This window comes from Candidatus Thiodiazotropha endolucinida, from assembly GCF_001715975.1.
Lineage (GTDB): Bacteria > Pseudomonadota > Gammaproteobacteria > Chromatiales > Chromatiaceae > Thiodiazotropha > Thiodiazotropha endolucinida.
This window is the reverse complement of sequence record NZ_MARB01000029.1, coordinates 33382-49211: the sequence shown is the minus strand read 5'-3', so window position 1 is coordinate 49211 and position 15830 is coordinate 33382. Positions and strand designations below refer to the sequence as shown.

At 51.4% G+C, this 15830-nt stretch carries 12 protein-coding genes; 6 read left to right on the top strand and 6 right to left on the bottom strand.

Annotated features, from left to right (window positions below):
- Nucleotides 1–257: 257 nt before the first annotated feature.
- The gene (locus CODIS_RS18245) at nucleotides 258–1010 is read right to left on the bottom strand and encodes a slipin family protein (protein ID WP_083220896.1); all 753 of its coding nucleotides are present in this window, start codon (nucleotides 1008–1010) and stop codon (nucleotides 258–260) included.
- Nucleotides 1011–1012: 2 nt separating this feature from the next.
- Nucleotides 1013–2383: an NfeD family protein gene (locus CODIS_RS18240; protein ID WP_069127911.1), complete on the bottom strand. Its 1371-nt coding sequence runs from the start codon at nucleotides 2381–2383 to the stop codon at nucleotides 1013–1015.
- 409 nt (nucleotides 2384–2792) lie between these two features.
- Here CODIS_RS18240 and CODIS_RS18235 point away from each other — a divergent pair, with 409 nt between their 5' ends.
- The 6 genes from CODIS_RS18235 to CODIS_RS18210 all read left to right on the top strand — a co-directional run bounded on the left by CODIS_RS18235 (nucleotide 2793) and on the right by CODIS_RS18210 (nucleotide 8424).
- Entirely contained in the window at nucleotides 2793–3668 is an 876-nt protein-coding gene (locus tag CODIS_RS18235; RefSeq protein ID WP_069127909.1) for a phosphate ABC transporter substrate-binding protein, read from the top strand.
- Nucleotides 3669–3887: 219 nt separating this feature from the next.
- Nucleotides 3888–4964 carry a phosphate signaling complex protein PhoU gene (gene phoU, locus CODIS_RS18230; protein ID WP_069127906.1) on the top strand — a complete coding sequence of 359 codons (1077 nt, stop codon included), beginning with the start codon at nucleotides 3888–3890 and terminating at the stop codon, nucleotides 4962–4964.
- A 1-nt stretch (nucleotide 4965) separates the two neighbouring features.
- Nucleotides 4966–5898 carry a phosphate ABC transporter permease subunit PstC gene (gene pstC / locus CODIS_RS18225; protein ID WP_083220895.1) on the top strand — a complete coding sequence of 311 codons (933 nt, stop codon included), beginning with the start codon at nucleotides 4966–4968 and terminating at the stop codon, nucleotides 5896–5898.
- Between the two features lie 6 nt (nucleotides 5899–5904).
- Nucleotides 5905–6774, top strand: coding sequence for a phosphate ABC transporter permease PstA (gene pstA, locus CODIS_RS18220; RefSeq protein WP_083220894.1), 870 nt, complete (start codon nucleotides 5905–5907; stop codon nucleotides 6772–6774).
- The gene (locus CODIS_RS18215) at nucleotides 6768–7583 is read left to right on the top strand and encodes a phosphate ABC transporter ATP-binding protein (protein WP_235615277.1); all 816 of its coding nucleotides are present in this window, start codon (nucleotides 6768–6770) and stop codon (nucleotides 7581–7583) included. The genes pstA and CODIS_RS18215 overlap by 7 nt, the downstream gene beginning before the upstream one ends.
- Nucleotides 7584–7614: 31 nt before the next feature.
- Nucleotides 7615–8424: a phosphate ABC transporter ATP-binding protein gene (locus CODIS_RS18210; RefSeq protein ID WP_235615276.1), complete on the top strand. Its 810-nt coding sequence runs from the start codon at nucleotides 7615–7617 to the stop codon at nucleotides 8422–8424.
- Nucleotides 8425–8561: 137 nt separating this feature from the next.
- Here the strand turns inward: CODIS_RS18210 and CODIS_RS18205 are convergent, their stop codons facing one another.
- The 4 genes from CODIS_RS18205 to CODIS_RS18190 form a co-directional block, all read right to left on the bottom strand.
- Nucleotides 8562–9488 (bottom strand): M28 family peptidase, encoded by a 927-nt coding sequence (locus tag CODIS_RS18205; protein ID WP_083220897.1) that lies wholly within the window; start codon nucleotides 9486–9488, stop codon nucleotides 8562–8564.
- Nucleotides 9489–10133: 645 nt separating this feature from the next.
- Nucleotides 10134–10610, bottom strand: coding sequence for a GNAT family N-acetyltransferase (locus tag CODIS_RS18200; protein ID WP_069127901.1), 477 nt, complete (start codon nucleotides 10608–10610; stop codon nucleotides 10134–10136).
- Nucleotides 10611–11348: 738 nt separating this feature from the next.
- Nucleotides 11349–13214, bottom strand: coding sequence for a methyl-accepting chemotaxis protein (locus tag CODIS_RS18195; RefSeq protein ID WP_162420281.1), 1866 nt, complete (start codon nucleotides 13212–13214; stop codon nucleotides 11349–11351).
- A 307-nt stretch (nucleotides 13215–13521) separates the two neighbouring features.
- Nucleotides 13522–15585, bottom strand: a complete 2064-nt coding sequence (locus tag CODIS_RS18190; protein WP_069127895.1) for a sensor domain-containing diguanylate cyclase — start codon at nucleotides 15583–15585, stop codon at nucleotides 13522–13524.
- Between the last annotated feature and the right edge of the window lie 245 nt (nucleotides 15586–15830).

Sequence of the window (15830 nt, the reverse complement as noted above, 5' to 3'; positions counted from 1 at the left end):
TCGTCGCTCATTTGGAATAACCAAACCTCTCTCCTCGCGCCCCGAAGGAAGTGCCCTTGGGGTGCGCCTTGATTGGCGCTTTTTCAGGCACAACAGGGCGTATTGGATTAGTGTTAACAGGCCCTAGTTCCCACCCATTAACTGATTCCCACGCTCCAGGGTGGGAACTCATACATCGCTTTACCAATTCACATGCCGGATGCATTCCCACCCATGAGCGTGGGAACGTTTATACGCTTGAAGAAAAAGGCCAGGCGTCAACCCTCTCGCTTTTTAAGTAGCGGTTCCAGCAGATCCATCGGCAGTGGAAATACCAGGGTGTGGCTCTTGTCCCCGGCTATCTCTGTCAGGGTCTCCAGGTATCTGAGCTGAATCGCCTGCGGCTGTACGGAGAGAGTCTTCGCCGCTTCGACCAGCTTTTCAGCGGCCTGCTGTTCACCTTCGGCATGGATAACCTTTGCGCGCCTCGCCCGTTCCGCCTCGGCCTGACGTGCTATTGCCCGGATCATGCTGTCATCCAGATCGACATGTTTGATCTCTACATTGGATACCTTTATTCCCCAGGTATCGGTCTGTTGATCCAATATATTCCTTACATCATCGTTGAGCCGCTCTCGTTCGGCCAGCATCTCATCCAACTCATGCTGACCCAGGACGGAACGCAAAGTGGTTTGCGCCAGCTGGCTGGTGGCGACCATATAATCCTCTACCTGGATAATGGCCCGCTCCGGATCCAGCACACGGAAATAGACGACCGCATTGACCTTTACCGATACATTATCGCGCGAGATGACGTCCTGGGACGGAACGTCCAGCACAATCGTGCGCAGATCGACTCTTACGAACTGCTGGATCACCGGTATGATGATGATCAAGCCCGGTCCCTTGACACGCCAGAAGCGCCCCAACATAAATACCACGCCACGTTCATACTCACGCAGTATCTTGAGCGCCGAAGCGAGAAAGGCGACGATCAGAAATAGAATAACCGCATATAGATAGAGCGTCATGATCACTTCTCCTTATCAGCCGGTATCACCTTTAAAACCAGCCCGTCTCTGCCGGTAATCTGTACCAGTTGATCTTTTTGCAACGGTTGCTTGGAGTGAGCCCGCCATACTTCCCCATGTACCCTGATGTCACCCTCACCGGTAAAATCCTCCATCACGATACCCTCACTGGTCAGCATCTCTTCACGTCCGCTCACTACAGGACGGTGACGTGACTTGATAGCCATGCCAATAACAAAAACCATGAGAAAGGCGCTGCCTACCGCAACACCCAGAATCAGTGGCAGCGATATGCCGAATCCCGCCTGATCGGTATCCACCAGGATCAGGGATCCGATGATGAATGCAATCACCCCCCCTATTCCCAGGGTGCCGAAACTGGGTACGAATGCCTCTGCCACCATTAACGATATGCCGAGCAGAATCAATGCCACACCGGCATAATTGATCGGCAGAAGATGAAATGCATAGAGGGCAAGCAACAGAGAGATGGCGCCCACGGTGCCGGGGACGATTGAACCAGGATTGGCAAATTCGTAGATCAGCCCGTAGATTCCCACCAACATGAGAATGTAGGCCAGATTGGGATTACTGATGATGCTCAGCAATTGACTCTGCCAATCAGGCAAGTGTTTCTCTATCTGCAGATCCTCGGTACTCAGTGTCTTGCTGCCCAGGGGCAATTCAACCTGACGGCCGTCCAGCTGAGACAGCAGACTATCCAGGTCTGCCGCAACAAGATCGATGACACCCAGCTTTAATGCCTCATCCGCGGAAAGGCTGGCGGCATCCCGCACCGCCGATTCAGCCCAATCGGCATTTCGATTACGTAAAGCCGCCAGACTGCGAATATAGGCAGATGCATCATTGACGACTTTACTCGTCTTCGCATCTGTAGCGGTCGGGGCTTGCTGACCCTCCGCCTCATCCCCTGAGTTGCCTCTTTCCGGTGTGGATTTCGGTAATCCCCCCAGGGACACCGGGGTTGCCGCACCCAGATTGGTGGCAGGCGCCATGGCGGCGACATGGCTGGCATAAAGGATATAAGTACCGGCACTGGCTGCCCGTGCGCCACTTGGCGCAACGTAACTGACCACCGCAACCCGGGAGGCGATGATGCGTTTGATGATGGCCCGCATCGAGGTATCCAGACCGCCGGGGGTGTCCATCTGCAGGACAACCAACTCCACGGCTTCGTTTTCAGCCTTCTCCAGTGTGCGATCAAGATAGTCGGCAGTCGCAGGCCCTATAGCTCCTGAGATCTCCAGAAGAAATCCTCTACGGCTTTGGCTTTGAGTATCGGCGAATATCTGGCTGACACCAGCGCACACCAAGCAGATAAAGAAGAGAAGCGATATCGCATATCGAGACACTATCCACCCCGCAATGTTGTTACCTATAGTCTAGACGCTAGTCATATCATTGGCTCGGAGCGAACCGGCAACTGCCCGCTTGCGTGTAAATTATTATCATCAATATCAAATACCTATCGATATAAATAAGAGACATGCGACACAGGACCATGAGCATACTATTTCAATATCGGGCAGACTCAACAAGTGCCAGATCCTTTCAATTTCCTCGCTTAAAAATTATTTCCCGAATAGTCTCTCGTTGTCATCAAACTGTAATATTTTTGGAATATAGTCGTCATTAACCTGCAATATTCAACGCAGATCAAAAAACAATATGAAGGCTACCCACTCAAGATGGGATAGCGTGGTCGACTATCGTTTTTTACGCTTTTACGATTAATCTAAATTATTACTAAGGGTGTTCACAATGAGGAAAATCTCTTATGCCATCTCAGTGGCGGCCAGCAGTCTGTTTATTGCTTTTACGGCACAGGCCGCGGATCGTACCGTCATACAGAACAAGGGCTCTGACACGCTGGTGAATGTTGCCCAGGCCTGGGCTGAAGCCTATGGTGGCGTGGATGCCAATGTGGCGGTTGCGGTATCGGGTGGGGGATCCGGCACGGGCATCGCCGCAATGATCAACGGTACAGTGGATATTGCCAATGCCAGCCGCCAGATGAAAAATAAAGAGTTGAAGCTGGCAAAATCAAAGGGGCAGGACCCAATCGAGCATGTGGTCGGATATGATGCCCTTGCTGTCTTCATCCATCAGGACAACCCGGCGGATACTCTGGATTACGATCAATTGAAATCAGTCTTTGGGCGCGGTGGAAAGGCCACAAAATGGTCCGATCTGGGATTGAAAGTGCCAGGCTGCAAGGGTGACGAAATTGTCGTCGTGAGCCGCCAGAACAACTCCGGCACTTACGCCTATTTCAAAAAGGAGGTGCTTGGCAAGAAAGGCAAGTACCGCCAGGGGACTTTGGACATGCACGGTTCGAAAGATGTGGTTGATCTTGTTGAGAAGACACCCTGCGCCATCGGATACAGCGGATTGGCCTACGCCACGGATCACATCAAAATGGCCTGTATTATGAAAGATGGTGGTGATTGCGTCACGCCCAGTGTGGAGACTGCCAGTGACCGCAGCTATCCCATCGCACGGCCGTTGTTCATGTATACCAATGGCGAACCGCAAGGCGCCATCAAAACTTATCTTGATTGGGTAAAGAGTGATGAAGGCCAGTGCATTCTCCTGGAAAAGGGGTATGCACCGGTACGCGGCGTAAGCTGTAATTGATAAGAATCGATCCCAATCCAGGTTGTTTCAAATATACCTGGATTGGGAAATCCATACACTGCCTGGTTGTTCACTTTAATGAGCTATGTATGGAACGTCTTGCATGATCACACAGTATAAATCGTACTGTTTCGATACCTTTAATCGAAAGAATAACTGCATCAATTACAAATAATACGTTGTCATTTTGTGACAGTATACATTGCGGAGCACCAGACAATGGCCCACCTCGAAGAACGACTGGAGCGCGACCTTAACGATATCCACGATCGTGTGGCGAAAATGGGCGCACAGGTACAGGAAGCTGTCAGAAATGCAGTGAAGGCTCTGCAGACAGGGGATAAAATACTCGCCTATAACACGGTGTTGAATGACAACCCGATCAATCGCTGCATGCGTGACATCGACAGGATCTGCCACCGCTTTTTTGCCATCCACATACCCAGCGGTGGACACTTGCGACTGCTCTCATCGGTGATACGTACAAATATCGAACTGGAGCGAATCGGCGATTACGCCGTCACCATAGCCCGTGAAGCGGCACAGCTGTCTCAACCTCCCAGCGGTGGCCTGGGCAGAGAGCTTGATCGTATCGCCGGCGAAACCATGAACATGTTGCAGTTGGCCATCAGTGCCTTTACCGAGCTCAACGCCGATGCCGCTAAGAGCACCATGACGCTGGCAAAGGAGATGGAACACAATCTGGATGTCGTCTATACGGAGATGATGGAGAACGATGAACGCACCAAAGTGGAAGAGGTACTTGCGATCTTTGTCGTTTTCACACAACTCAAACGGGTTGCGGACCAGGCCAAGAACCTTTGCGAAGATACTGTGTTCGCTGTTACAGGAGAGCAGAAATCACCAAAGACATTCAACATACTGTTTGTCGATGAGGACAACAGCAGCCTGAGCCAGTTGGCGGAAGCGATCGCCAGAATCAATCATCCCACGGTCGGCAACTATGCTAGCGCCGGCCGGATCAAGGCTGAGGCCCTCGATCCAAACCTGGCCAAGTTTTTCGATGAAAAGGGCATCGACTACAGCGATGCCAAGCCGACCTCCATCGAACAGCTGACACCCAAAGAGATATCCGAGCAGCACGTGGTGGTGTCTCTGCAGGGAGAGATCTCCTCCTACCTGTCCCGCATACCCTTTCACACATCCGCTTTGGAATGGGGGCTGGGCGAAGTGCCCGAGGATGAGGATATTCATGAATACGATTCTATCTATCGCGAATTGGCAATACTGATTAAGGACTTGATGGAATTGCTTCGTGGTGAAGGAGCAGGCTGAAATGTCAGAGATCCAACACCTGCAACCATCGATGTCTGCTGATTTCGATAGCCGAAATTTAGACTGGTATATCGACAGGATTGTCCAGTCCCTGGTCTTCATTGCCGGCATCTCGGCAATCATCTTCATCATAGGCATATTCGTCTTTATCACCATGGAGGGCTTTGGCTTTCTGCTGGAAGACTTCACCTTCAGGGAGTTTTTTCTCTCGCCGTTTTGGGAACCCTCCGACGAGGATGCCCCCGAGTACGGCATTCTCGCCCTGGTGGCAGGCACCGCCAGTGTTACCGGGCTGGCGATGGTGGTGGCGATCCCCTTCTCGCTCGGGGCGGCCATCTTTATCGGCGAATTCGCCACCGGCAAACTGAGAGAGTCCCTCAAGGTCCTGGTGGAACTGTTGGCCGCCATCCCCTCGGTGGTATGGGGCTTCATCGGCCTCTCCATCATGAATCCGCTGATTATCGACCTGTTTGATGTGCCGGTGGGGCTGAATGTACTCAACGCCGGCATCATCCTGGGGTTGATGGCGGCACCGATCATGACCTCTATCGCAGAGGATGCGCTGAAAGCGGTACCCGACCGATATCGCGAGGCGGCGGAAGCACTGGGAGCCACACGCTGGCAGGTCATCTTCAAGACCGTCCTGCCCGCGGCGAAAAACGGCCTGCTCGGCGCGGTCCTGCTGGGTGTCGGTCGCGGCTTTGGAGAGACGATGGCGGTGCTGATGGCCACCGGACATGCCGTGAATATTCCCAGCAGTCTATTCGATCCGGTGCGCGCACTGACCGCCACCATCGCCGCGGAATTGGGTGAAACCGCTGTCGGGTCACCACACTATCAGGCACTGTTCACGATCGGAATCTTCCTCTTCATCATCACTTTTTTGATCAACCTGTCCGCGGATCTCATCGTCCGTGGCATCCGTAAGGGTTAAATTGCCATGTTCGCCGAATCTGCACTGAATGTACGGAACAAACGGGTTCAGAACCTGTACCGTATCCTGTTCCTCATGATGACTGTTCTATTGGTTATCCCGGTAATCATCATCTTGAGCACTCTGATAGCCAAAGGTGGCAGCATCATCTCGATCGATTTTCTGTTTACCGATCCAACCAACGGTATGACCGCGGGCGGTATCTTTCCCGCGCTGCTGGGTACGGTATGGATCGTCGCCGTCGCGTTGCTGGCATCCGTACCCCTTGGCGTGGCGGCGGCTATCTATCTCAACGAGTATGCCGGCGACAACTGGTTTACCCGGATGATCCAGTTGGCGATCATCAATCTCGCGGGGGTGCCGTCGATCGTGCACGCCCTGTTCGGGGTCGGCGCCTTCGTTATCTTTTTCGGTTTCGGCACCAGCATTCTGGCGGCCAGTCTGACCCTGGCCATCATGACACTGCCGGTAGTGATCGTCTCCACCCGGGAATCTTTGCGTGCCGTTCCCCAGGCATTCAGGGAGGCGTGCTGGAACATGGGCGCCACACGCTGGCAGACCATAAAACGTGTGGTGCTTCCCAATGCGGTAAGCGGAATCCTCACCGGTGTCATTCTGGAGGTTTCACGCACCACCGGTGAAACGGCGCCCATCATGTTCACCGGGGCAGCCTTCTTTCTACCCTTTCTGCCGCAAAGTGTCTTTGATCAGACCATGGCCCTTTCGCTGCACCTTTTCGTCGTCGCCACCCAGGTGCCGGGTGTGCCGGAGAACCTGCCGTACGGCGTCGCGCTGGTACTGATCGCCATGGTTCTGCTGATGAACAGTATCTCTATCGCGTTCCGCATGTATCTGCGAGGTAAAAAGAAATGGTAGACATGAGCCTCACTGCGGCAGTACCCGAAACAGTAGTGGAGAGTGCCGTTGAATCTCCTATCAAGCTCCAGGTCAGCGACGTAACCATCAAGTATAGCGCTACGCCGGCCCTGAGCGGTGTCAATCTGTCGGTACACGAACATGAGATCTTCGGCATCATCGGGCCCGCCAACGCCGGCAAGACATCGTTTCTCAAGGCCCTGAACCGCATGGATACCTTCAACTCCAACATGACGGTTGAGGGCCAGATTCACTTCAACGGCCTCGATATCCACAATCTCAGAAATATCTATGCCCTGCGCAGCCGCATCGGGGTTGTATTTCCCCTACCGGTCGGACTGCCCCTGACGATATACGAGAATGTCGCATTATCACCGCGCCTGCGCGGTATCAACAATAAGGGTGATCTGGATATTATCGTCGAACGCTGTCTCACCCGTGCCGCACTCTGGGACGAGGTCAAAGACAGGCTCAACTCCCTGGGCAGTCTTCTCTCAGGCGGTCAGCAACAGCGGCTGACCATCGCCCGCGCCCTTTCCCAGGAACCGGATCTGCTGATGCTGGATGAATTCTCCATCGCAGTCGACCCGGTTACCACCATGCGCATAGAGGACGTGCTGAAAGAGCTGAAAAAGGATATGACCATCATCCTGGTCACCAACCTGGTGCAGCAGGCCAGACGGCTTGCCGATCGAACAGCCTTTTTTCTCGAGGGCCAGTGCGTGGAGATCGGAATAACCGAGGATCTGTTCACCGGTGAAGTCGAGGATCAGAGAACGCGGGACTATGTCGAAGGTAAGTTCGGCTAAACACTATCCACTCTATGAAAAGAAAGCGTAAATGCCAGTTATGAATGCCACTGCAAATGCTATCAACGAGTCTGTGCCTGAGTTAGCCATCAAGACCAGCAAACTCAACCTTTGGTACGGAACCTTCCAGGCGCTCTTCGATGTGGACCTCAATATCCGCAACGGCATGATCACCTCCCTGATCGGCCCTTCCGGTTGCGGTAAATCGACTTTCTTGCGCAGCGTGAACCGTATCAACGAACGACTTGGCTATGTGCGTATCGAAGGCAACATCGATGTCATGGACAAGAATATCTACGACCCTGATGTGGAGCTTGTCCAGGTACGTAAACAGATAGGCATGGTGTTCCAGCGACCCAATCCGCTGCCTATCTCAATTCGCGACAACATCCTGTTCGGTCACCGGATACATGCATCCAAGGGTAAATCCTCCAAAACCGATGAGGATGAGATCGTCGAGTCTGCACTGCAGCAGGTGCTTTTATGGGACATGGTAAAAGACCGTCTCAACCAGAAGGCAACCGAACTATCCCTCGAAGAACAACAGAAACTCTGCATCGCGCGTCTGCTGCCGGTAAAACCGAGCGTATTGTTGATGGACGAGCCCTGCTCCGCCCTCGACCCGAAAGGCACCGCCGCCGTTGAGGAACTGATCTGGGAACTGCGCGGACAATACACCATTCTCATCGTCACCCACAACATGGCCCAGGCCAGACGCGCCAGCGAAGAGTGCATTTTCATGCTGATGGGCAAGGTCGTCGAACACCAGCTGACTGAAGACCTGTTCGTCACACCGAACCAAAAAGAGACTGCCGACTATATCGAGGGCCGTTACGGGTAGTAGAAACAAACTGTCGGCAGATTTCAGCATGAATCCGCACGGGGATATTGGACTCGCCAAGCAGAAAATGTGGCTGTATTGCGCCTCCAACCCAATCTATGCTCTTTACATCGGTCAGGAATAAACAGCAACAGGATCTACCGTTCGTTAGCCAGTGTCGTGACAACGTGACTGAGCCCTTTCACAACCCTGGCGGTGCGCGTGTAGTCGATTTTGTCCGGCGTATCCGTCGACGAATGGTAGTGGGCATAGCGGAAAAGCGCTGTGTCGGTAACCATGATGGCATCATAGCCGGCCTGCCAAAACGATAGATGATCCGACCAGCCTATGCCGGTAATCCAACCCGGGGCTGCAACGCCTTCGGATGGAAATGCGGTGGTTCGGCGGAATGTGTCGATTGAACGGCGCACCAGCTCGCGCGAGGATAGATTGCCGACGAATCCAATGAAGTTGGCGCTATCCGGGTAGAACAGATTGAAGGGCGCCGGGTAGTGCTGGCTGTCCGGCATATCTGAATAATAACCGATGGTCTCGAGTGAGAGCATGGCGACAATGCGTTCTTCACGCTCACGGGAGCGAGTGGCATAGACCTGGCTACCCATCTCTTTGCTGTAAAAAAATGGTGGTTCTTCGTTGGCGAAAGCAACGAATCGCACTGTCCTGTTCAGCTGTTCATCCTTGAGAAGACGGGATAGCTCAAGCACCGCAGCCACACCTGTTCCATTATCATTCGCGCCAGGGCTGCCGTGGACCGAATCATAGTGGGCGCCGACCACGATAATCTCCTCGGGGATGTTTTCTCCGGGGAGTTCAACGGCGATGTTTCTGACCATTTTTTGGCCGGAATTGAAGACCTGAACCTCCGGACTGTAGCCATACTCCACAAAAAGATCCCGGATATAATCCGCCGCTGCTTCCAGTTCACTATAGTGCCAGACATTCCGTTCGCCTATGCTGCCGCCCAGGACCTCTACCTGCTTTTTCAGCCGATCACGTAACTCGACCTCCTCTTCATCCAGTGGTTGGAAAGGGCCGGAATAGGATTTGCCTGGCATTTGTATCATATAGATTATCCCCACCGACGTGAGACTGATGATGAGCGACCAACGCAGAATAACCGGGCCCCAGGTTTTTGCATTCAAAGGTTTTGATTCCAGTCCGTTAAAGATGTTCGGGACGCTCTGCACATTGAACCTACTATTTGTACAGTAAAAGGGTTTTGGGCCTGCATACGTCGATTATGCAACAAGTCATCCATATCCATGAAAAGAATGACCCAGATTGGCGTCCACTCGCAGAGTTGATCTTATAATCTGTGAGCTATCAAGCATCAAATAGCCTTTTTGTACCCCTAAGATTTATGCGGACATTAACGGCCTGGGTAAGGAACGCGAAGCGAAGCAGAGCGTCCCGGTGAGTGGTAGCGAACGATCTTGACCATACTGTTAGATTCCATTGCTAACTACAGCAAGAACGACAACTGTGAGTATGAATACCGGCATTGACACCCACATTCCAATTTCATAGATCTTGTATAGCTCACTCATGCCGTCCCACTCTTTTTGCTTCTTATCCCTGTACTTTTGTGAAACAAGATATAGAAATCCACCAATTAAATAACCTATGACATCTGGCGCATTCCTAATATCCCTTTGTGAATCTAACAGCGTTGTTAACGAGACCCCGCGTCTCGTTATATATTTTTGAAGTTACTTTCCGCGCCATTTCTCTACGGATATGAAAAATGTTGTGAAGCTGCGACCCAATAGTTCTGTTTTCTGAACTTTTGTGGCCTTTCTTTTTAAAAATTTGTATTCAGCGCGAGTCTCTAGCAAATGAAACACTAATTCCTTATGCCCTAGCTCTTTGGCCCAGCACATCAGCTCTTTGAATATTAATATACCAAACCCCCAAAATTTCTTAGATATGACAATTGCTATTTCAAAACCAGTGTCGTCCGGCAGGATGCCACACCAGCCTGCAAGTGCGCCATCTATAATTACAGCTCTAACACGGCAACCAGGAGTAGTTTCTGATTTGGATTTTTCTCGTATCCATTCTCTGATGCTGCTCGAGTCAAATAGGGGGTGGTCAACTAGATGCCTCCTCAACATTTCCTCATTAACAACCGGTAGAAACTCCTCAGGAGCTACTTGATTGAACTCCAAATATTCAATTTCACTCATATTTAGTAACTTCTAACAGTTACGCTGGGGTCTAGGGCCTGTTAACACTAATCCAATACGCCCTGTTGTGCCTGAAAAAGCGCCAATCAAGGCGCGAGGAGAGAGGTTTGGTTATTCCAAATGAGCGACGAGCAACGTCGAGTGGCGCTTTTTCAGGCGCAACCCGAAGGGCTGGGGCTGTTTTTGCGCCCAGCGGCGTTATCATTCGCTCATGTAGCATAACTACACCTCGCTCATTCTGCCTTGCTGGACACAAAAACAGCCCCAGCAGGGTGTATTGGATTAGTGTTAACAGGCCCTATTATGGCAAGACCGCTATGTAACATTAATTTAGACTTAAATTCAATGATTTAGTCTCTTGCTGTCACGCTATACATTCACTGCAAGTCGTGACAGAGTCGAAATTTGCATTTTTGATAAAAAAATCCTGAGGTAATAACACCAAATCGTAACTTCTACACATAAACGACTACCTAACCTCGTTCTAATGGCATGTCACCATATTTAGCTGAATAGTCCGCTATGTGGCATTTCGGCAAATAATTCCAGGCTAGGTGCATTTCCGCTTTAGGCCGTAATCAGTCATTTTACAAATCAAAGTAATCCGACTTGACTCCCCTATCACAGCGCTCGATCCTTTTATTGTCTGCTCAATGCTTCTTCCCACTGCACCGGCTATTGATTGAATGCACCATTCCCTACAGATAAGAGTATCGCTATCATCACCACACTGAAATGTCAGGTTACTTTAAAATTTGAAATATTCTCTTGTAGCTGATTGGCGAGTCCGGCCAGTTCAATGCTTGTACGGTCCAGTTGTTCCGTGCCGGTCGCACTTTCATCCGATACCTGGGCAATACGTACTATGCTCTGGTTTATTTCATCAGCTACCGCCGATTGCTGTTCGGATGCAGTTGCAATCTGTGTGTTCATATCCCGGATGGTTGCGATTGACTCGGATATGGCCTGCAAAGATGCACCTCCCTGCTGAGCCTGTTTCACGGTAACGAGAACCTGATTGCTTCCCGCTTCCATTGCCGCAACGGCTTCCTGCGACTTGTTTTGAAGCTTTTCAATAATGTTTTTGATCTCTTCGGTAGCATCCTGGCTTCGCTGCGCCAGGGTACGCACCTCATCCGCCACAACAGCAAATCCTCGACCCTGCTCACCTGCACGTGCGGCCTCAATTGCCGCATTTAAAGCCAATAGATTTGTCTGTTCCGCGATGCCCGTTATGACGCTCAAAACTGTATCGATATTCCCGCTTTGCTGCTCAAGTTCCTTGATGGTGGTTGCCACGTCCTCGACCTGTTTTGCCAGTTCCTGTATACCTTTAATAGATTTTTTCACCTCAGCAGAACCCGCACTGGCCTCCTGATCGGCTGCACTGGATGTATCCGCTGCCCGTGCGGCGCTTTGTGCAACTTCCTGCACGGTAGCTGCCATTTCATTCATTGCCGTCGCCACCTGGTCGCTTTCTGTCCGTTGTTGCTGCATGCCGGAAGAGGTGCTGGACGCTACTTGCGTAATCTGATGCGAGGCTTCCGTTACAGCATGGGCGGACTCGGTTACCTTGTTCAGCAATTTCTGGAACTCATCCATCATGCCATTAAAGGAGTATGCCATTTCACTTATCTCGCCTTTGTTTTTAATATTTGCCCGCAATGTAAGATCACGGTTTTCCGCCGCCTGTTTAAGCGTATCGGTAAACAACCGAATAGGATGTCGAATAAAGCCGGATAGCCAAAGCAGTAGACCAGCCAAAACCAGTACCAGTAACAGGCTACTGCCGATCTTGAGGATATTGGCTTGCTTTTTGTGGCCTGCAATTGCTGAGTTTACCTGCTCAACGAGTGACTTTATCAGCGTTTCCGTTCGATGTACTGTTGCACGCAATTGGCCGCGAATCCCCTCGCTGGGACTTAAGCCCTTGCGCTTATATCCGTCAACAAGGGATAAAAAATCGGTCTTATATTTTTTCACTGCCTGGGAAATCCCGTTTTTTAACTCGACGGGTATCGTACTTGCCGCCAGTGTCTGTTCAAATTTGGCAATGTTATTGTTGTACTTGGTTTCATATTTAAGATCATCCCTTAGCATGAAATCCTTTTCATTTCTGCGAAGCATCAACATGTCACTTAGCAATTGGTACTCGCGTTGTTCTTTCACAAGCTTTTCTATGCCATGAACAGCATCTCGCAGGCTGCCATAGAGCCCATCTTTATGGTGCAGTCCGATCTCCTGCTGCACAGACACCAGTGCGCGAAACTTGACACTATATTGCTCAAGGATCGTTCCTACCTCTATGGCATCCTTATTTTCAATACCGGAGCTTTTGAGTTTTTCAGATAATCCCTGAACCTTTTGCTGCAGAAGCTTGTGGTTAGCCTCAAATTTCTCAAGATACTTGAGGTCTTTGCGCATGAGGAAATCCTTTTCATTTCGGCGCAACATCAGCATCCCGGCTTCTATCTGGGCCAGGAGCGTTTTTTCCTGCTCAAGCTCTAGAAGTGTATTGGTTATGTAGCGGTCGAGGCCTATCTGAACAATCATACTGATGACAACTATACTGATCAGCAGAAAAAATTGTTGTTTAATAGACATTTGCGAATCCTCCATGACGTATTAGCTGAATATTTTTTTACCTTAATTGTCTAGCGACCACTATCCAACATCCTTTAATGACGCTTATCACACATAGGAAAATATATATATTTCAAAGATCTTTATATGGCTCAATATACATACGAAAAGACAACACCCAAAAACTGAACTTCCATGAAATACCTGCTGATATTCTGGAGAGCCCAGAAGAGTTTCTGGAATGGGCTAAAAAGGTAACAGGTGCAGCGCGACGGTCTAAGGCATGGCTTGCTAATTAAGTCTTCTTGGAATGGACGAGCGATGAAGCTTATGCATCAACCGGCGACTCTCCTGGGGAAACATTCTGGGATATGTCCTGGGCTACCCGAACTTGGTTCCTACCCCGGGCCTTGGCTTGGTAGAGCGCACGGTCGGCCTCGTTGATCAGACCCTCTGCCGTCAGACGCGACTCGGTTTGGGCTGAAACCCCGATACTGATGGTGAAGGACAGAGGCGTTTCCAGACCGGGTGCGTTGATTTTCAGATTCGATGCCGCCACACGCACACGCTCGGCCAGGGTGGAGGCCTCCTGCAAAGTTGTTTCCGGCAGGATCAGGATGAACTCCTCGCCGCCAAAGCGCCCCGCGCAGTCCACATCCCGAGTCTGATCCTGCAACAATTCGCCAAGCGTCTTCAGCACCAGATCGCCCGTCTGGTGACCATGGGTGTCATTCACCTGTTTGAAGTGGTCTATATCGATCATGCAGATGGCTACCGCACGTCTATACCGTTTGTTGTGGTGCATTATCTGTGCGAGGGATCGCTCGGTCTCCCGTCGATTGCAGAGGCCAGTGAGCGGGTCGTGGCTGGCCATGCGCTTCAGTTCATCGCGTAGCCGCTTGCGCTCGGTGATGTCCTCGAAAGTGACGATGACCCCGCTGACGGTGCCGTCGTATTCCATAGGTGCCGCAGTATAGGCCACCGGCAGTTGACTGCCGTCACTGCGGTTGAAGGTGTCCTCTTCCACCCGCTGCACCTGCGCGTTCTCCAGGACATCCCCGATGGGCGAGTCCCCTTGTGCTTTCCCCCGTTCACCGCCCCAAACCAAATCAGCGAAGCGGCGCCCGAGCGTGACCGCCTCCGACCAACGCAGCAGACGCTCCGCTTCCGGGTTCATCAGGGTCACCGTGCCTTTTTCACCCAGCACGACCAGGCCTTCCGCCAGTTCCGAAGTGATGGTGTGAAGGCGTCGTTCATTGCGCCTCAATGAATCCACCGCAGTCCGCTCACGTTGGAGCGCGACGGACAGAACGGCACTACCGACCATCAAAAGGATGGAGAGCGCCAGAAACAGAGTAAAGCCATACTTGAAGCGCTTTTCCAATTCCCGGGCCAGATGACTCTGTGGAACCAGTTTTACCACCTTCCAGAAATACTCTCGTCCGAAAAGACTGGTATGACTTTCACCCGCCACATCCACACTGCCATCGGCGGACATTATCCCGGCGCGCAGCGGGTATACCGTACGCCATGTGAATACGCCGGCGTCAACGAATCGCTGCCCCTGTCCCATGGTCTTGATGGACTCCCAGGCATCCGGGTAGGTGCTCGAGAAACGTCGCTCGTTCTTGAACATGAAGCCCCATTCGTCTTCCGGATCGGCCGCCAGCAACCAATAGCCGTCACGGTTGAGCATCATGATCTCCCCCGCCGTGTCTCGCGCCGATGATCGCAGGGAATCGAGCAGTTCCTGTCCGAAATAATTCACCAGTACAATGCCCCGCTTATTTCCCTGAGCATCGAACACTGGGGTACCGATTCTAATCATAGGTTTGAGCGGGCGCTCGATCTCGCCACGTTCAATATTCAGATCCAGTGGCGACACGAAAATGGTTCCACGCGAAAGCTCGAAAGTATCGCTGAAGTAATAACGACCGGCCTTGTTCTGCAGCCGATCCGGTCTGACCAGGGTCGGTGCTCCGTTGTTGTAGTTGACGCGGACACGCTCCTGCCCGTTGGCGTCCAAATATCTCACCTGGTCGAAACTCTGCTTGCTGCGCGAGAAGTTCAGAAATTCCTGTCCGAGTTTTTGCAGGGAAGAGGCCGATCCGTCTTCGAGAAATGCCTGAAGACTCACCGAGTTGGCCAGTATGGCAACATCCTTGGCGATTCCCTGGATGGTCTGATCGATATCACGGGACCCAATCTCCACCTCGTGTTTCTCCCGCTCCGCGATCAGTTCTCGTTCAATAGAATAGTCGAGGTAGTAGAATCCGGTGAGTACGGCCGCCAGCAATATTGTCCCAGGCAGGAAAAAGCGCAGGATATCACGCAGCTGTATGCGCGTATCGTTTGCGGGATGATCCGACGACTTCGATTCGCTCGACACCATTTCCGATCACTCAATAAACAAAGACCAGTTATTTATACTAAAGAATAACATTGAAAATCTCCTACTGATATTGTTGATATTTTAATAATATTAATGAATTGCTACCATGTCTGATTCAGTAATTACCTGCCAATCAAAACAACAGAAACCAATTCCTATGAATGTCAGCTGAGCACTGGTAGCGATAACTGTTCGCAATTCACTCAAACGATCGCTAGTGTACGAAATTGGTCATAATGAGGTAA